General features: G+C 56.4%; 12 protein-coding genes. 11 read left to right on the top strand and 1 reads right to left on the bottom strand.

Features of this window, described 5'->3' with window-relative positions; genetic code table 11:
* The first annotated feature begins 8 nt into the window (after positions 1-8).
* The 6 genes from tssH (at position 9) to PluTT01m_RS01825 (ending at position 9,885) form a co-directional block, all read left to right on the top strand.
* A complete protein-coding gene (gene tssH / locus PluTT01m_RS01850; RefSeq protein WP_011144752.1) occupies positions 9-2,654 on the top strand; it encodes a type VI secretion system ATPase TssH in 2,646 nt (881 codons plus the stop codon).
* The gene (locus tag PluTT01m_RS01845) at positions 2,651-3,451 is read left to right on the top strand and encodes a helix-turn-helix domain-containing protein (RefSeq protein ID WP_011144751.1); all 801 of its coding nucleotides are present in this window, start codon (positions 2,651-2,653) and stop codon (positions 3,449-3,451) included. Before tssH ends, PluTT01m_RS01845 begins: the two co-directional genes overlap by 4 nt.
* Entirely contained in the window at positions 3,448-4,095 is a 648-nt protein-coding gene (vasI, locus tag PluTT01m_RS01840; protein WP_011144750.1) for a type VI secretion system-associated protein VasI, read from the top strand. The genes PluTT01m_RS01845 and vasI overlap by 4 nt, the downstream gene beginning before the upstream one ends.
* A gap of 5 nt (positions 4,096-4,100) precedes the next feature.
* Positions 4,101-5,534 (top strand): type VI secretion system protein TssA, encoded by a 1,434-nt coding sequence (gene tssA, locus PluTT01m_RS01835; protein ID WP_011144749.1) that lies wholly within the window; start codon positions 4,101-4,103, stop codon positions 5,532-5,534.
* On the top strand, positions 5,531-9,076 hold the full coding sequence (gene tssM, locus PluTT01m_RS01830) for a type VI secretion system membrane subunit TssM (protein ID WP_011144748.1): 3,546 nt from the start codon (positions 5,531-5,533) through the stop codon (positions 9,074-9,076). Before tssA ends, tssM begins: the two co-directional genes overlap by 4 nt.
* A 92-nt stretch (positions 9,077-9,168) precedes the next feature.
* Entirely contained in the window at positions 9,169-9,885 is a 717-nt protein-coding gene (locus tag PluTT01m_RS01825; RefSeq protein WP_327082902.1) for a type VI secretion system ImpA family N-terminal domain-containing protein, read from the top strand.
* On the opposite strand, the gene PluTT01m_RS01820 is transcribed toward PluTT01m_RS01825, so the two are convergent.
* Positions 9,860-11,242 carry an IS4-like element ISPlu9 family transposase gene (locus PluTT01m_RS01820; protein WP_011144727.1) on the bottom strand — a complete coding sequence of 461 codons (1,383 nt, stop codon included), beginning with the start codon at positions 11,240-11,242 and terminating at the stop codon, positions 9,860-9,862. The genes PluTT01m_RS01825 and PluTT01m_RS01820 overlap by 26 nt on opposite strands.
* A 116-nt stretch (positions 11,243-11,358) precedes the next feature.
* Here PluTT01m_RS01820 and PluTT01m_RS01815 point away from each other — a divergent pair, with 116 nt between their 5' ends.
* The 5 genes from PluTT01m_RS01815 to PluTT01m_RS01795 are packed head-to-tail and all read left to right on the top strand — an operon-like array spanning position 11,359 to position 19,150.
* Positions 11,359-12,009 (top strand): VasL domain-containing protein, encoded by a 651-nt coding sequence (locus PluTT01m_RS01815; protein ID WP_049789719.1) that lies wholly within the window; start codon positions 11,359-11,361, stop codon positions 12,007-12,009.
* Positions 12,010-12,030: 21 nt separating this feature from the next.
* Entirely contained in the window at positions 12,031-13,926 is a 1,896-nt protein-coding gene (locus tag PluTT01m_RS01810; protein WP_011144747.1) for a type VI secretion system Vgr family protein, read from the top strand.
* A gap of 47 nt (positions 13,927-13,973) precedes the next feature.
* Positions 13,974-14,393 (top strand): DUF1795 domain-containing protein, encoded by a 420-nt coding sequence (locus PluTT01m_RS01805; protein ID WP_011144746.1) that lies wholly within the window; start codon positions 13,974-13,976, stop codon positions 14,391-14,393.
* A gap of 21 nt (positions 14,394-14,414) precedes the next feature.
* Positions 14,415-18,830: an RHS repeat-associated core domain-containing protein gene (locus PluTT01m_RS01800; RefSeq protein WP_011144745.1), complete on the top strand. Its 4,416-nt coding sequence runs from the start codon at positions 14,415-14,417 to the stop codon at positions 18,828-18,830.
* Positions 18,830-19,150: a hypothetical protein gene (locus tag PluTT01m_RS01795; RefSeq protein ID WP_011144744.1), complete on the top strand. Its 321-nt coding sequence runs from the start codon at positions 18,830-18,832 to the stop codon at positions 19,148-19,150. The genes PluTT01m_RS01800 and PluTT01m_RS01795 overlap by 1 nt, the downstream gene beginning before the upstream one ends.
* Positions 19,151-19,281: the final 131 nt, after the last annotated feature.

The following is a 19,281-nucleotide window of genomic DNA, read 5'->3' as shown; positions in this document are numbered from 1 at the left end:
AAGAACCGATGATTCAGATTGATCTACCTACACTAGTTAATCGCTTAAATCCGATGACTCGGCACGCTCTGGAAGCGGCGGCAGCGCAATGTGTCAGCCAACAGCAACCTGAGATCACGGTTTCACAGCTATTGTTGCAAATGATCAACACCCCTCTCAGTGATGTCAGAGCGATCTTCAATCAAGCCGAAGTAGACAGCGATTTGCTGAAAGAACAACTTGATCAGATGATCCCTCACCATCAAGCAATGGTTCAGGCTTATCCTAACTTTTCTCCAATGTTAGTGGAGTGGTTACAGGATAGCTGGCTGTTAGCATCGACTGAGATGCAACATCAGGAATTACGCAGCGGCGTCATGCTGATGACCTTGCTGTTCAGCCCGCTACGTTACCTGACACCCCAATCCGCACGTCTTTTATCGGGCATAAACCGCGAATTGTTACGCCAGAATTTTACCCAATGGACCGCGGGCTCTGCTGAACAACCGGTTGTGGAAAACGATAAAAACGGACAAAACAAAGCTGCCGCCGGGAGTGATAGCTTGCTCGCCCGTTTTACTCAAAATATGACAGAACAAGCTCGTCAGGGAAAACTCGATCCTGTTCTATGCCGTGACAAAGAAATTGACCTAATGATCGATATTCTCTGCCGTCGCCGTAAAAATAACCCGATTGTGGTAGGTGAAGCGGGCGTCGGTAAAAGTGCGCTCATTGAAGGGTTGGCTCTGCGCATTATCGACAACCGAGTGCCGGAAAAACTGCATAACAGTGAATTGATGACACTGGATCTGGGGGCACTACAAGCAGGTGCGGCGGTAAAAGGTGAATTTGAAAAACGTTTCAAAGGCATTATGAATGAAATAAATCAGTCATCCGTACCGATTATTCTGTTCATCGATGAAGCTCATACCCTGATTGGCGCCGGTAATCAACAAGGCGGACTGGATATCTCCAACCTGCTAAAACCCGCTCTGGCACGGGGTGAATTGAAAACAATTGCTGCAACCACTTGGGGAGAATACAAAAAATATTTCGAAAAAGATGCGGCCCTCTCCCGCCGTTTTCAACTCATTAAAGTGGCCGAACCGACCGCGGAAGAAGCCATCATTATTATGCGTGGCCTGCGGGCAATCTATGAACAATCTCATGGCGTATTAATCGATGATGAAGCGCTAAAAGCCTCTGCGGTATTAAGCGACCGTTACCTCTCTGGACGCCAGTTGCCAGACAAAGCCATTGATGTGCTGGATACCGCCTGCGCCCGCGTGGCCATCAACTTGACGTCACCTCCGCGCCAAATTTCTGCCCTGAAAAACCAACTGCATCAGCAACAAATGGAATCAGACGTGCTGGCGAGGGAACAGCGCATGGGGCTCAATCAGCATACTGATCGACTGGATGAACTACGACAACAACAGCAGGAAACCACAGAGAAATTGGCTGCACTAGAAGCCAGTTGGCAGCAACAACAGCAATTAGTTCAGCAAATTATTGAACTACGCCGTCAGCTATTAACCGACGAAACAGAATTCACTAACGAAACAAAACAGAGCGAAACATCGGCCGAAATGACAACTGAAGAGTTGATTGCACAATTGGCTGAACTGAATGAACAGTTGGAACAATTACAGCAACAACAAACGCTCATTTCTCCTCACGTGGATAAAAACCAGATTGCAACGGTTATCGCTGAATGGACTGGCGTGCCACTTAATCGTCTGTCACAAAGTGAACTTTCCGTGGTGACAGAACTGCCCATGCACCTGGGACAAAGCATCAAGGGGCAGGATCTGGCTATTCAATGCCTGCATCAGCACTTGTTGACCGCCAGAGCTGACCTGCGCCGTCCCGGTCGTCCATTGGGCGCCTTCTTGCTGGTAGGACCCAGTGGCGTCGGTAAAACCGAAACCGTTTTACAGATTGCCGAATTGATGTTTGGCGGACGTCAATATCTGACCACGATCAATATGTCGGAATTTCAGGAAAAACACACGGTTTCCCGCCTGATCGGCTCACCTCCAGGCTATGTTGGCTATGGGGAAGGGGGGGTACTCACCGAAGCTATTCGCCAGAAACCTTATTCCGTCGTCCTGCTTGATGAAGTGGAAAAAGCGCATCCTGATGTCCTGAACCTGTTCTATCAGGCCTTCGATAAAGGTGAGTTGGCCGATGGGGAAGGCCGGGTGATTGACTGTAAAAATGTGGTCTTCTTTTTAACGTCCAATTTGGGCTATCAAACTATCGTCGATAATGCCGATAAACCGGCAGAGATGCATGACCGGCTTTATCCTGAACTGGCCGCTTTCTTCAAACCCGCCTTACTGGCGCGAATGGAAGTGGTGCCTTATCTGCCGTTAGGACACGACACCCTGAAAACCATTATTCAGGGCAAACTGGCGCGCCTCGATAACTTATTGCGTCAACGCTTCAATGCCGACGTCACCCTGAGTGATGAGGTGGTTGAAGAGATACTGCAACGGGCAACTCGTACTGAAAATGGCGCCCGCATGCTGGAATCGATCATTGATGGCGCTTTGTTGCCACCGTTATCTCTGCTGTTATTGCAAAAAATGGCGGCCGGAAAACAGATCCGCACTATCCAGCTCACCGTTAACGACCATCAGTTCAACGCGGTGGTTGAGGAGATACCATGAAACAACGGCTGAAAAGCGCATTAGCATTACTGGAAAATGACTCTATCGAGCAACTGGTTCATCACTTTCTTGAGGTGAATCACCAACGCCAGCGTTTTGATGCCTTGCTGGTCTCTCTGCTTAACGTGAATGAAAACCGTCTGGAATGCTACCGGTTGCCGGCGCCAAACCAGATAAGCGCGCTGCAACTGGATGTCAATATCGGTGATATCAACCATCCACTGGTCCAAATCTTGTACAAAGGCACCCCCACGACGTGGGGATCCCTCAATCAAGGGGTACGTATCGACCATCGAAACTTTCGCCTCTTCGTAGAAGAACTCCCTCATCGCTGCGGCCTGCATGCTATTCCGTTGTTTAACTGCAACGGGCAAGCGTGTGGCGTGATTGCTGTTTTCGCCAAAGATGTCCATCGTTTTGCTGACGATAGCAACATGTTTTACATCTACTGCCATGTCATGCAACACCGATTGAAAAAATTGCAGGAACTGGAACAACTGCGTGACCAATTACGCCAGATCCGCCAGGTTTTTCAGACACAGCGCCAGAAAGAAAAACAGCTTGATGAATTGCTGGCTTCGTTAAGCACCACAGCCGAAAACAAAACCTCAGCCAGCGTCTCTCACGATTACAGCAAAATCGACAATTTACCTCAGGCACTTGAAGAGTTCGAATGTGCAGTACTGATACAACGCCAGCATATTTACGGCAACAACACCAAACAGATTGCCGCCAGCCTGGGTATTGCACCCCGGACACTGACTTACAAACTGGCGAAATACAGGTGTAAATTATGAATTTTCTGCTACTGGTCAGTTCATTAATCGCCTCTCTGACAGGCACCCCTGATACTCAGCCAGATCAGGAAACCCCAACAGCGCCTTCACTACCCGCTTTGCTGCAATGCCGGGCAGAACCGTCACCGTTGGTCAGAGTCGATTGCTACGACCGTCTATTGGATAAAGTCGATAATATTGCCGTTATCCCGTTAGAAAAAACCGGCCCGGTCTGGAGACAGGCAATGGAACAGGAGATGAAACGCACTGACCATTCAACCGGTTTTATCACCACCCAATCTGACAGCCTACCGACTCGCGTCATACTGACCACCCCCGCAATCGGTGTTCCACCACCCCGGCCAGTCCTGATGCTGAGTTGTATCGATAACATTACCCGAATACAAATTGCCCTGGCTAAACCACAAGATAGCGGCACGGTGATGATGTCGACGGAAATCACCCAATTCAGTGCTGACTGGTTCTTGCGGGAAAACGGCTACCTGCTGGAATCCAGCCGTGGACTGCCGGGCATTGAAGAACTCAAACGACTGATGACAGGAAAAACCCTGACCATCAAAACCGGCAACGGAAACCGCATGACATTCAACATTTCTCAACTGGAACAGGCGGTGAAACCTTTACGCTCCGCCTGTCGCTGGTGATCCCCATGGATATCAGGAAACAATTTGACTGGCAGGGCCTCCTGCTGACCCCCCTGTCGGATGAACTCATCAGCCGGGCGCTGGATGAAAACGAACCCGCCTGGGAATATATCGACGGGGAGATGGTTAAGCTGGGATCACTGGCCCATTCCAGCCTGAATATTGAAGAGATCCAGCGTCAGGCGCTGCAACTGTTCAGCGAAAAAAGCAAAGATTTCAGACTGATGGTTCATTTGCTGCGGACACTGCAACACGGCAGTCATCCCGCTGAACTCATCCTGGCAATGGAGCTGTTAGCCGATTACATCCCGCATTACTGGCAGGCAGCCTGGCCACACAAACCGCAGCTCAAACGCCGCCTGGCGCAACAGGTGATTAAACGGTTTGACGCTGCGCAACCCGGCTTCTGCGAACAGGCGGATGAGACGCAGCGCGAAGAGGCGCAGGGCGCACTGGCACATCTGGCACAATGCTGGCATACCGATGAACCGGCTCTGGCTAAAGAGATCGACCAGTTACGCCCCCGCTATGCCCGTAAACCTCAGCCCAAACCGGCAGCCGCGCCGGCTGAACCGGCCGAAACGACAGCACCATCGGCAAACACTTCAGCACTGACATCCCCCCCCATACCGGATGTCACCGTAGACAGTGCCGGTGAAAAAGCCTGGAAACAGACGCTCCTGACCGTGGCTGACCTGCTGTGCGAACGCCAGCCTGATTCCCCTGTCGGTTACCGTCTGCGTCGTTATGCTATCTGGTACACCCTGACCACAGCACCGATGGCGAATGGCACCGGCAAAACACCGCTGGCACCGACGTCGGCAGACCGCACCGCCGATTATCTGGCGAAACTCCCGGCGGCGGATAACGCCCTGCTGCAACAGATAGAACAGAGTCTGACCCTGGCCCCTTACTGGCTGGACGGACACGCTCTCGCGGCGCAGGCCGCCGGCAAACTGGGTTACCACGCCGTGGCTGACGCTATCCGCGATGAACTCCGGGCCTTTCTTGACCGTCTGCCGGTCCTGCAAAACCTGTCTTTCTCCGATATGAGCCCGTTTATCTCCGACGCCACGCTGAACTGGCTGCATCCCCCGGCGACCGCCACCGTCAGCAGCGGCTCCACGCCGGAACAGGACGCCATCTGGCACTGTTTTCAGCAACACGGACTGGAAGCCGCCCTCCACGCCGCGGAGCAATATCAGCAACAGCTGACCGAACCGCGGGATCAATTCTACGGTCAGTTACTGACGGCCCAGTTACTGGAGCAGGCGGGCATGCACGCGCTGGCACAACAACATTACCGCCAGCTGCGCCAGGCAGGACAACACCTGTCACTCGCCGACTGGGAACCCGGCCTGCTGGCGGCCCTGGCAGAAAAAGCCCCGATGACCGCCCCCGCCAAGGCGACGACCGCAAACAGGAGCGTTAACCCATGAACTGGCTTTCTCTGCTGCTCAACAATATCAAAAAACCGGCGAGGCCGCGTCTGCCGCCCCTGAAAGCCACCGCCTCGCTGATACTGGCCCTCCTGCCCTGTCTGGCCCTCATCTGGCTCTGGTGGTGGGGCCCCGGCTGGCAGTTTAAGCAGACGCATCCGCTGGACACCCTGTCTGCCCGCTGGCTGGCGACGGTGATCATCCTCCTGCTGGCCCTGAGTTTTATCGGGATAAAAATCTGGCGCCGCCTGCGCCAGCTTGAAAAACTTAAGCTGGAGGGGGAACTGAACACCGTCGATCCGGTGCGCGCCGATATCACCCGTCAGGACCGTTATCTCCATCACTGGAAAGCGCAACTGCAACGCCATCTGGGGACCCGGGATTATCTCTACCAGCGCCCCTGGTACCTGGTGATGGGTAACACCGGCAGCGGCAAAACCGCCCTGATTCAGGCCGGCTGCCGGCTGACTGACATTGCCGCCCCGGACACCCTGAGCGGGGAAGAGGCGCTGCCCCTGCATCTGCGCTGCTGGCTGGGGGAGAAAGCCGTCATCATTGACCCGGACGGGTTCCTTATCGACCAGATATCGCCGCCGGACACCGGCAAACCCCAGCTGCCCGCCCGCCTGTGGCAGGCGCTGCTCGTCTGGCTCACCGAAAACCGTCAGCGCCAGCCGCTCAACGGCATCATCCTGACGGTGGACATTCACCGCTTACTGACCGACAACAAAGCGCAGCGGGAACGGGTTATTGCCGCGCTTCACCTGCGCCTGCAGGATCTGCGATTAACTCTGCATCATCCTCTGCCTTTCTATCTGGTGCTGACCAAACTCGACCGGCTGCACGGTTTCAGCGCCGCTTTCCAGTCGCTGGACAGCGCGCAGCGCGCCCAGATCCTGGGCGTCACCTTTAGCCTGAATGCGCGGGATGAGCAGAGCTGGCGCACTGAGCTGGCCCAGTTCTGGCACCAGTGGATGCAGCAGCTCAACGCGGCCATGCCGGACATGATGCTCAACAAAGTCGATATCAGTCAGCGCAGTCCGCTGTTCAGCTTCACCCGCCAGATACAGGGGCTGCACAGCTATCTGGTGCCGCTGCTGGAGGGGCTCCTCGACAACAGCGGCCCGGCACAGCCGGGCCTGCGGGGGGTTTATCTCACCTCGTCTCAACAAATCGGCCAGATGGATGACCTGTTTACCCAGTCTGCCGCCGTGCAGTATCATCTGGGGCCGCAGGCTTTTCCCACCTGGCCGGTGGCGGACACCGTGCCCTACTTCACCCACGCGCTGTTTGAAGCGGTCCTGCTGGCCGAACCGAATCTGGCGGCTGAAAACCGCCGGTGGTTAAGCCGCCACCGCCACACACTGCTGACCTTCTCCGCCGTGGGTGCCGCCGTGGTGCTGGCCCTGTGGAGCGGCTGGCACTATTACTATCAGCAGAACTACCGGGCCGGTGACGAGGTCCTGGCGCAGGCCAACATCTTCCTGTCGGTGCCGCCGCCCACCGGCGAAGACCGTCTCGGCAATTTACAGCTTCCCCTGCTCAATCCGCTGCGTGAGGCCACGCTGGCCTACGGGGATTACCATCAGAAAGGGCTGCTGGCGGATATGGGGCTCTATCAGGGCGCAGCGGTCGGCCCGTATGTGGAAAACACCTACCTGCAACTGCTGTCTCAGCGCTTCCTGCCGGCCTTAATGAACGGCCTGCTGGATGACCTGAACCGGGCACCGAAAGGCAGCGAAGAAAAACTGGCCGTCCTGCGTATCATGCGGATGCTGGAAGATGGCAGCGGCCGCCATAAATCACTGGTCGAACACTATCTGCAGGCGCGCTGGAGTCAGGCGTTTAACGGCCAGCGCCCGTTGCAGGCGCAGTTACTGACGCATCTGGACTATGCGCTGGATCACACCGACTGGCGGGCCGCACGGGAGGCGGGCGATCAGGCCGCTATCAGCCGCTTTGCACCTTACCAACTGCCGCTCATCAATGCCGAGAAAGAACTGAGTCAGCTCTCGATTTATCAGCGGGTCTACCAGAACCTGCGCATTAAAGCCCAGGATTCACTGCCGCCGCCCCTCAACCTGCGCGACCAGATTGGCCCGGGCTTTGACCGCCTCTTTATGGCCAATAATGACAAGCAACTGATTATCCCGCAGTTCCTGACGATAAACGGCCTGAACAACTACTTCGTCAAACAGGACGACCAGCTGATCGACCTCACCGTCATGGACAGCTGGGTGCTGAACCTGTCACACAACGTGCAGTACAGCGACACGGACCGGCAGGAAATCCAGCGACAAATCACTGAGCAGTACCTGGGAGACTACACGGCCACCTGGCGCGCGGCCATGAACAACCTGGATATTCGTGATTTCACCGATATCCCGCAGGCCCTCAGCGCCCTTGAACAGGTCATCAGCGGCGAACAGCCCATCAGCCGGGCCCTGCAAATCCTGAGCGACAACACCCGTCTGCCGGAGATTAACGAGACGCTGCCGGCCAAAGCCCGGCAGCCGTTACGTGATACCCCGGATTACCGCCTGCGGGTGCGTATTCACCGGGAATTCGCGCCGGAAACCGCGGTGCTGGAGGAGTCCGGGGACAAAAACAGCACCCTGCAGGGGGTTTATCAGCAACTGGCGGCCCTGCACCGTTACCTGCTGGGCATTCAGAACGCGCCGGTCCCGGGGAAAGCCGCCCTGAATGCCGTTCAGCAGCGGCTTGAACAGCATAACGACGACCCGATTTTCGACGTACAGCAGCGGGCGAAAACCCTGCCGGCACCGCTCAACCGCTGGGTCGGCGCACTGGCGGAACAGGCCTGGCGGGTGGTGATGCGGGAAGCCATCCGTTCGCTGGAAATCGAATGGCACGACACCGTCGTCAGACAGTACCAGACCTACCTGGCCGGCCGCTATCCGTTTAACCCGGACGCGACGGAGGAGGTGCCGCTCAGTGAGTTCGGGCGGTTCTTCCGGCCCGGCGGCACGCTGGATGCCTTCTATCAGCAGAACCTGAAACCGTTTGTGGAAAACAACCTGACCCACCGCGCGGACGGCCAGCAACTTATCCGCCCGGATGTGCTGGAACAGCTGAAACGGGCCGACCGTATCCGCGACACCTTCTTCTCGCCGCAAAACGGTCTGGGGGTCCAGTATGCCATTGAGCCCCTCAGCCTGACCGGCAATAAACGCCGCAGCCTGCTCAATCTCGACGGCCAGCTGCTCGATTACGCCCACGGCCGCAGCAGCATTGTGCACCTCATCTGGCCCAACGCGATGCGGGCCGGGGTGGAAAGCCAGCTCACGCTGATACCGGATGCCGGCGGCAAATCCCCGCGCGCCATCCGCTTCACCGGCCCGTGGGCCCAGCTGCGCCTGATTAACAGCGGCAAACTGACTAACGTACGTCAGGATTCGTTTGATGTGCGGTTCACGGTGGACGGGGGCGACATGACCTACCGTCTCTACGTGGATGAATCCGACAACCCGTTTGCCGGCGGCCTGTTCAGTCAGTTCAGACTGCCTGACACCCTGTATTAAGGGCAAACTGTATTAAGGGCAAATTTTATGCCTTGCAACATAGCCACCCACTCTGTCCGCCGCGCCGGCGGCAGAGGAAAGGATGAACAGCCATGCGTGAACGCCCTGAAAACCTGATTATCCGTGCCGGCGGCAACCCGATGACGCTGCCGGCGTTCACCGCCATACGCGAAGAAATTAACAAAATCAATCACCCGTCTCAGCCGGCGGTGAACTGGCCGCTTATCGAATCCCTGGCCCTGACGCTGTTTCGCTCCCACGGCGTCGATTTGCAGAGCGCGATTTACTACACCCTGGCCCGGATGCAGCTCAGCGGCCTGGCGGGGTTTACCGAAGGCTGTGAACTGCTGGCCGGGGTGATGGTCAGCCAGTGGGATGACCTGTGGCCGCCGCAGCCGGCGGTCCGCACCGACCTGCTGGACTGGTTTAACACCCGCTGCGGCCACGCCTTACGCCAGCACGATTACACCGCCCGCGACCTGCGGATGATTTACCGGGCCGAGCGGGCCTTACAGCTGATAGTCGACCGGCTCCAGCAGTCCGACCTGAAACGCCTGCCGAAGGTCGAAAACCTGCTGTGGTTCTTCCAGAACACCGCCAAAAAACTGGAACAGACCCGCATCCTGCCCAAGCCCGCCGCCAAACCCGTGCAGATGCCGCCGCTGGTTTATCTCGCCAGTACTGAACCGGCGCCGTCTGAACCGGACACCGGCGACGACGCGGGATATGCCCCCTCTCAGCCAAAAGTCCAGGTCCGTTTCCCTGAACCGCCCTGTCTCTTGATCAGATCTCCAAATCAACTGATTTAGCCAGCAAATAGCCGTCTATCAGGGTTTGCAGCCGAAACCAGCCTTCCCAAAGTCGTTCCCATCCGACTCGACCCGTGCGTTTGGAATCGTACCAGCCGGCCAGTTTTCCCAGATTGATGAAGGCCCAATGCAAACTCGGGGCTTTTTTCGGCACACGGCGTTTTTCTTGTTTTGACCACAGTAATTTCCACGCCAGGGGGCTTAATACTGTCTCACAGCTCTCTTTCTCTGCCTCTTCTTTGTTCAGACCCATAAAACGCAGCTGGTGTATTCGTACCGCAATAAAGGCCAGCAGCACTATCATGCGCTCCAGATTATCTTTGCTTTGCATACGCAGCGCTTCTACCTGCGTGCCGCCCGTTTTCCACGCTTTGTGAAATTCTTCTATCAGCCAGCGGCGCTCGTAATAACTGAATATTTTATGGGCGTCTTCCTGACTGTTGACGGGTTCGGAGGTCAGAAGATGCCAGCAAAGCCCATCCTCCGGACCTTTTTCGTAGCAACCGACATAAAATATCCGCACCGCCTCACCGCTTTTTCCTTCGGGGATTTTCAACGTCACTTCGGCATAACTGATATCACAATGCGCGACACGCGCCTGACGCCCGCCTTTCTGTCTGACCTGAACTAATCGTTCTCCAGCACTCTGTAACCGGCTAATAAAGTCATAAAGTTTATCCTGACTTTCCTCTATACGCCGGTTTTGCATCGAACGGATGACGAAACGTTGTTTTTGGCTCGTTTTATAACGCAGATATTCGATGATATCGGCTTCACGGTCACAGACAGAAATCACGTTGGCCATCTGCTCCCCTAACCGGCTGTCGACGGCTTGTGAGGCCCGTTCCCACTTATAACTCTCTTTCCCTTCATAAGGGCGTGTATCGCGTTGTCGGCTTTTGCCATAATCACTGACATCTCGACACCAGCGCTGTTGCTCTATCAACCCCACGACCTGTTGTTCTTCAGGCGCAAATAACAACACCGAGTGTGCCTGCATGCCCCGGGATTTTTCCTTTGAGGTGGTATAGCCGAGTTCATCGGCGACCGACGCATGGGAAAATGACAGGGTTGTCGTGTCTTCCAGCGCTAACAGGCAATGATAACGTTGAGCGTGAGCGACGGTGGCGGTAAATCCGGCTTCGGCGATGGCCTGAGGCGCAATGGCGGAATTTCGGGTCAGTCGGTAGGCCGCTTCAACATCGGCAGGAGAGTCAAGAGATTGCACGAGCGATTGTCCTATATGGTTAGCCAACGAACAGGCCACTTTCACCAGGCGGTTGGTACGGCGTTTATCACCTAATTCCGCATGTTGAAACGTGTCATTTGCCCATTGTTCGGCGCTGGTTGAAAACATAAAGATTACCTCAAGTCGTGTTTTTTATTGAGATCAATCTATGAGGGAAAAGTTCAATAACGCGGGGGCGGGTTAAAATATTTGTGTAGGAAAGACAGGAACCGCCCCCGCGGCCGATGAGTGCCTTACAGGGGTTCGGCCTGGGCCTGTTACTGGGTGCATTCGTCCTGACCGGGACCTGGCTGGGATTTTACCGGCCGCTGCAACAGCAATTCACTGCCCTGACTGACACCCCGGACGGGGCCAGACTGGCCTGGCTGTCCCACCCAGACCTGACAACCTATGCCCGGCAGTTAACCCGGTTAGCGGACACCTCCCCGCTGGTGGTGCTGCAACAGGCTGAGCAGCTGACCGACAGGGCACAAAAAACCTGGCCGCAGGACCGCCGGCAGCAGCGGGAAACGCAGCGCTGGCAGCAGTTACAGTCCATCCGGCGGGAAAACGCGCCGGTCTCCGGCAGCTGGCAGCAGACCCGGCATCAGCTCCAGTTACTGGCGGACAATATCCTGACCCAGGAGCGCAACCGGGGCAGTTTCACCCTCTCTTACCTGAAAACGGCGATTTACCAAATCCAGCACAGCCACAACCGTGACGTCCCGCTGGAAGAGCTGCTGCGCCAGCTTTCCGTCGCCGTCGAACAGGGTGAGAGCGTCTCGCCGGCGCTGATAAAAAAGACCGACGACCGGTTTAACGCCCTGCTCAGCCAGTATTACGCGTTGCAGCAGGCCGCCGGCCTGACCGCGCTCCCTGAGAAAAACCGCCCGTAAATTCAGAGAAGGAACCCTTATATGTCATTTCAGAAAAAAACCGCCAACGCCGGCAACCTCGCACAACAAATCGCTGACCGGCTGAGTCCGCAAAGCGCCGGCGGGTTACAGTTTACCCTCACCGCCGGCGGCCTGCCGCCGCACACCTTTGTGGTGGCCGGCTTTACCCTGCACGAAGCCCTCTCCACCCCGTTCACGCTGACCGTCAGTTTAGCCAGCGCCGACCCGGCGATTGATTTCGCCGCCGTCCTCGACCAGAGCGCCACCCTGACCATCCTGCGCGCCGGCAAAGTCGAGCGCACCGTCACCGGCATGGTCGCCAGCTTTGTCCAGGGCAATACCGGCAAACATCAGACCCGCTATGACATGACCATCCGGCCCGATATGTGGCGCACCACCCTGCGCCAGAATGCCCGGATTTTTCAGCAGCAGGATATCAAAACCATCCTCACCACCCTGCTTAAAGAGAACGGCGTCCGGGATGTGGCGTTCAGCCTGCGCAATCCGCACCCGGAACGGGAGTTCTGCGTCCAGTACCGCGAAACCGATTTTGACTTTCTGCAACGCCTCACCGCCGAAGAAGGGATTTTTTACTTCTTTGAATTCACCGGCAATAAAAACACCCTGGTGTTTGCCGACGATGCGGGCTCTGTCGTCAAAGGCCCGGTGCTGCCCTATCACCCCGACGACGCTGAACAGGCCCGGCAACTGTGCATTACCCGGCTGACCCGCCAGGCGCAGGTACGGCCGGCGGTGGTCGAGCTCAAAGATTACACCTTCAAAAACCCGGCCTGGGCGGCGGAGTTCCGTCATCAGATGCGGGAACAGGACCTCCAGCATACCGGCTATGAACATTTCGATTTTCCCGGCCGCTTCAAAGACGAACAGCACGGCGCTGATTTCACCCGCTACCGGCTGGAAGCGCTGCGCAACAATGCCCTGACCGGCGACGGTGACAGTAATGCCGCGACGATGCAGCCCGGCGTGCTGTTCACCCTGACCGGCCATCCCCGGCCTGACCTCAACCGGTGCTGGCAGCTGGTCGGCGTCACCCATCATGGCAGTCAGCCGCAGGCGCTGGAACAGGCCGCCGGGGAGAGCGGCACCGTGATGCGCAACGACTTTACCTTCATTGCTGATAATCAGCACTGGCGCCCGGCCCCGTTACCCAAACCGGCGATGGAGGGCCCGCAGATTGCCAAAGTGGTCGGCCCGGCCGGCGAAGAAATCTACTGCGACGCCTACGGCCGCATCCGCCTGCAATTCCTCTGGGACCGCTACGGCCGGAGCAACGACAGCAGCTCCTGCTGGATACGGGTGACCCAGCCCTGGGCCGGTCAGGGCTGGGGCATGCTGGCAATACCGCGGATTGGGCAGGAAGTGGTGGTGGACTTTCTTAACGGCGACCCGGACCAGCCGATTGTCACCGGGCGCACCTACCATGCCAGCAATCTCCCGCCAGGAGCCCTGCCCGGCAGCAAAACCCAGATGACCTTCCGCTCCAAAACCCATAAAGGGGACGGCTACAACGAACTGCGCTTCGAGGATGCCAAAGGCAGTGAAGCGCTGGCTTTACACGCCCAGCGGGACATGAACACCGTGGTACTCAATAACCGCGAAACCCGGGTCATGAACGACCACACCGAAAGCATCGGCCATAATCAGATGCTTTCGGTCAGAAACGACCGCCACAAAGAGGTGACAGGCAATGAAGTCAGCGCTATCACCGGCCTGCGTCAAATCACGGTCGAAAAAGACAGCCTGCTGAACGTCAAAAATAACATCCAGATACAGGCCCGGGCGGGGGGTATCGAAATTGCCACGGCCGGCGGCAGCATCACCATCGACAATGCCGGCAATATCAGCATTCAGGGGGCCAATATCACCATCAATGGCAAACAGGTCAATGTGAACTGACCGCTATCGACTATCAGCTTATTATTTTAATCAACAACGGAAAAAGCATGGAAAACACAACCTATCAGATGAATGAAGGCTCACTGGCTATCCCGGGCAACTGGCGGGATGAATCCATGAATGTATTTGTGCTGCCGGACGACAGCGGCATCAATCTGGTGGTCAGCCGCACCCCGGTCCCCGCCGGCATGGATAACCCCGCTTACTATGAACAGACCCTGGAGCAGTTCTGCACCCATCTGCCCGGGTACCAGGAGCATCAGCGCAGCGAAATCACCCTCAGCCAGCAACCCGCCCGCCGTCTGGATTACCAGTGGACAAGCCCGGAAGGCGACATGTACCAGACCGTGATACTGCAAATCCGGGGCCCGCTGCTGCTGACCTTCAACCTGACCTCCCCCGCGCCTTTTGAAGCCGGCCAGCGTGATACCCTGCTGGCAATTGTCCACAGTTTTCAGGCAGCCTGATGACCTGACAGGAGGAACACCATGTCACTTGGTGATGAAATCGTCACCCGGATAGCGCGGGTTGGCGCCCGGCACGCGGTGCACGTCTCCCCGCCACAGGGCTCCCCCGGTCCGGCCGCCGCCCGTGAGGGCGACCCGATTAAACATGCCAGCTTCCTGGGGGCGCTGGCGGGTGCCATTACCGGCGCACTGATAGGGGCGGCGGTCTTTGCCGCGGCATCGGCACTGGTGGGACTGACCATTCTCACCGGGGGATTAGCCACCGTCGCGGTCATTGCGCTGGGAACCGCCGCCACATTTGCCCTGGGCGATGTCATCAGCGCCGCCAGTTCGGCCGTCACGAACATGGTGGACAGCATCGGCCCGCCGAGCGGCACCCTGACGAGTGGCTCCCCCAATGTCTTTATCGAAGGCCAACCGGCGGCCAGAGCCACCACCGATATCGCCGTTTGCAGTAAACACCCGGCGCCGCCCCTGATTGCCCAGGGCAGTGAAACCGTGTTGATTAACGGCTCGCCGGCGGCCCGGGTGGATGACAAACTGGCGTGTGGCGCCACCATAAAATCCGGGGCCAAAACGGTGTTTATCGGCTCCGGTCAGGGAACTTACCTGGCAGTCGCCGACGAGTTTTCCGCCTGGGAACGGGCGATACTGATAGCGGTTGAATTTCTGGTGCCGCCGTCACGAGGCGCCCTTAAGGGGCTGGGTAAGCTGTTTACCAAACCCGGTCAGGGAATTCAGGGGGTATTGAAAGGCGCGAAGGCGGGTGCTAAAAAGGCTAAGGCGCTCCTCTCAAATCGAATTTCCTGTGCCAAAAAAGCTTTCAGAGAAACTGAAGGGGCAAAACGTTACCGGGAAGCGACGAAAAAATTCTTTACCGGCGACCCGATTGACGTCACCACCGGCCAGTTGTTTGACCAGCGGACCGACATCACCCTCGGCCAGACCCTGCCGCTGGTGTTTCTGCGCAGCTGGGTGCCGGAGGAACAGGGCTTACTGGGGCCGGGCTGGACGGACAGCTTCTCCGAATGCGCCCTTGCCACCGGCGACCGGGTAGAAATCCGCACCACCGAAGGGGCTTCTCTCTATTTTGCCTTACCGGCCGCTTATACCCACAGTGTTAACCCGGACCACCCGGACTTTACCCTGAGCCGGGGAGAACAGGGATATATTCTCCGTCACCGTGATTCACCGGTCAGCAAATATTTTACCCTGCCCCATCCGTCATCCGCCTCAAAAGAGGCACCCCGGCGCTGGTTGCTGACGGAACACCGGGACGTGTATGACAACCGGCTGCGGTTTATCTATAACAAGCACTGTCAACTGACACAGGTTCTCCACAGTGACGGGCCGGAGTTGACGCTGCTTTATAACCTGCGCGGACAACTGACAGAGATACGCCGCACCGATGAAAGGTTACAGGAAGTGATGGCCCGTTATCACTACCATGACAACGGCCGGCTGGCGGAAGCGGACAGTACTCAGAACTTCCACCTGTACTATGAATATAACGCGCAGGGCCTGATAAGCCGCTGGTCCGATGGCGACCAGACCTGGGTGGATTACCGTTATGATAAACAGGGGCGCTGTACTGACAGTGTGGGAGCCGGCGGCTTCTATCCGGTCCATCTGGATTATGCCCCCGGCATAACCCGCTCCACCACCCCACAGGGGCACACCACCACCGGGCATTACAACGACCAGCAGTTAATCACTGAAATCCACACCCCGTGCGGCGGCGTGACCCGTTATGAATACGACCGCTGGGGCAATCTGGTCAGACAGATATTACCGGAAGGGGAAACCCTGACGCTGACTTATCTGGCCGATACCGGCCGGGTCACTTCGCTGACGGAGGCGACCGGCGCGGTATGGCAATACAGCTATGAGGCTGACAGCCTGCAACTGACCGGCATGACCGACCCGCTGCAACGCACCTGGCTGCCCCAGTATGATGAACAGGGCCAGCCGGCCGGATTTATTGCGCCGGACGGCCGGAAAACCACGCTGACCCGCAATGCTTTCGGGCTGGTGACATCCGAAACAGACCCGGACGGCAACAGCCGCACACAGGAATATGATAAGCATCAGCGGCTGGTGCGGGTGCTGGATGAAGAGAACCGGACCGTCAGTCTGGGTTATGACAGCCAGGACCGGCTGCGCAGCCTGACCGCGGCAGGGGCGCTGTGGCGCTGGCGTTACGACCGTCATCACCGGGTGGCGGTCAGCGACCGGCCGGACAACCAGCTGGAACACTTCACCCATGACCGCCACGGGAACTTAACCTGCTGGACCGATGCCCGCGGTGTGAAATGGCAGGTCGAGTATGGCCCGTTTGACCTGCCGGTCGCCCGGCGTGACGGCGAGGGGCATCGCTGGCAGTATCGTTATGATGCCGACACGCTGCAACTGACGCAGGTGATTAACCCGCAGGGGGAAACCTACAGCTACACCCTGGATGCCGACGGGCGGGTTATCACCGAGCAGGATTATGCCGGCACGCAGTGGCATTATCGCTATGACCGGTCGGGGAACTGCATTGAAAAGCGGGACGGGGAAGAGAACGTGACCCGCTATGACTATGATGCTGCCCGCCGGCTGACGACGCTGCACACCCCGGAAGGCCCCACCCGTTATCATTACGACAGCGTGGGCCGGCTGTTAACCGTGGACTCCCCGGACAGCACCCTGCATTTTGAATATGACGGGCAGGACCGGATAGTGCGGGAAATTCAGCCGCACGGAGAAATTCAGCGTCACTACCCGGATAACCGCACCGCAGAACGGCAGTTGCTGACCGGCGAAACAGCGCCGGTCACCGGCCCGGCCCGGTTTAGCGGTCAGACCCACCCCGGCCGCTGGCAGAGCCGGCGGGAAGTTAACCGGGTGGGAGAACTGATTACGCTGACGCTGGCAGGGCAGGCACCCCTGACCATCGAACGGGATGACGCCGGCCGGGATACGGGACGTTATGTGGACGGGGGATTTATTCTGCGCCAGCAGTACAGCCTGATGGGCCAGTTAACCGCGCAACGGGCCGGCCGCAATCCCTATTTTTTCCGGCCGGCTGAACCGGACGAGATTGAGGGACCCGCTTACGCGGGCGTGGCCCGCCGGTATGAATACGATACCGCGCTGAATCTGACCGCCGCCAGTGATGACGGGCAGCAGGTCAATTATCTCCTCAACGGCAACGGCCAGGTGATTTCGGTGGGGGAGGGCCGGACACTGCGCGAGCATTATCAGTATGATGAAACGGGGTACCCGTCAAGACGGTTTGACGGGGTGCAGGAGATTATGGGGGAAACCCTCTATCAGGAGGGCCATCGCCTGAACTGGGTGGGCTCGCACCGGTTTGTTTACGACCGGGCCGGCCGCATGCAGGAGAAACAGTTTTTAGCGGAAGGGTGCCGGCTGGCGCTGACGAAATACCGGTGGAACAGCCAGAATCAGCTGACCGGGCTTATCACCCCGGACGGGATACCGTGGGAATATCGCTATGACGCCTTCGGACGGCGGACAGAAAAACGGTGTATCCAGAGCGGTAAGCTGACCACCTATCTGTGGGATGGGAATGTGCCGGCGGAAATCCGCGAATATCAGCACGGCCGGCTGAAAATGATCCGCCATCTGGTGTTTGACGGCTGGGAACTGGTGGCGCAGCAGACGCAGGCGTTTACGCTTAATCTGGATAACCGGGTGGAGCTGATGGCCGGGGAGGTGCAGACCCAGTATGCGGTCAGCGCCCCGACCGGCGAGCCGCTGGCGCTGTTCGACCCGGCAGGCAAACGGGTGTGGCGACGACCGAAGCAGTCCCTGTACGGGCTGCGGCTGGGCGGATACGGCGAAAACCCGCAGCTGGACCCGGGCCTGAGATTTGCGGGGCAACTTTTTGATGAAGAAAGTGGTTTATTTTATAACCGATTTCGCTATTATTTGCCGGAAGCGACGTGCTACCTCAGCCCTGATCCAACTGGCCTCTGGGGTGGTGAGAATACCTATCGCTATGTGCAAAATCCCACGAAATTTATTGACCCTCTAGGGCTTGCTGGTGAAAATGTATTTATTCACTATACAAATAAAGCGGGTTTTGACGGCATTATGAAGAGCGGTGTTCTTCATCCAAACGTCAGTGGAAAAGTTTATATAACGGATGTACTAATGTCTCCAAAAGATGTAATGAGAGATTTATTGATAAACAACCCCAATCATATAGGACGAGGAGACTATGCGATTATTTTCAAAATAGATCCAGGGGAAAGAGGAAATATCCGCTCACCTTCTAGATTAGAATATACTCATGAAGGAAAGTTGAAATTGAATAATATTCTGTATGCCGGTAAAAACCCATATGCCATATTAGAACATCTTGATTATGATACGAGACTCAAACTCACTGATAATCAAGTTAAAATCAGAAAGTGCGGAGGAAAATAATGAAGCACGAATCTATTCAATTAGCAAGGGAAGAGGTGAATGCAATAATCAAGCTGATCCTTTACATAAAGTTTGAATGTGAAGATCCTGGAACATTGATATATTCAAGTAGTCCTTTGATAAATTCAGCATTGGAAAAAATGTTGAATATGTATGGTTATAAGGATGATTGGGATAAAGTTTTTTCAAAATTTCTAGAAGCAGATAAGAATTTTGTAATCAAAAGAGTCGAATATTTAGAAAAACATGAAAATAGTCCTCTTGATGAGGGAATTAAGCAGCAAATCTTATCAAATCATGCATATCCATATAAGTGGTAGTTAATAATTAACAAAGCCGGAAAGATCCCCGTGATCTTTCGGCTTTGTTATTTTTATGCTTAAAATAAATATCTTACAGGGTTGGACTTATATATTAAATATATAGCTTAAAATCGCAAAAATATAAAATA

Origin of the sequence: Photorhabdus laumondii subsp. laumondii, from assembly GCF_003343245.1 — a bacterium.
Lineage (GTDB): Bacteria > Pseudomonadota > Gammaproteobacteria > Enterobacterales > Enterobacteriaceae > Photorhabdus > Photorhabdus laumondii.
Note: the sequence above shows the minus strand (reverse complement) of the source record. Positions and strands in the feature narration are given on the sequence as shown.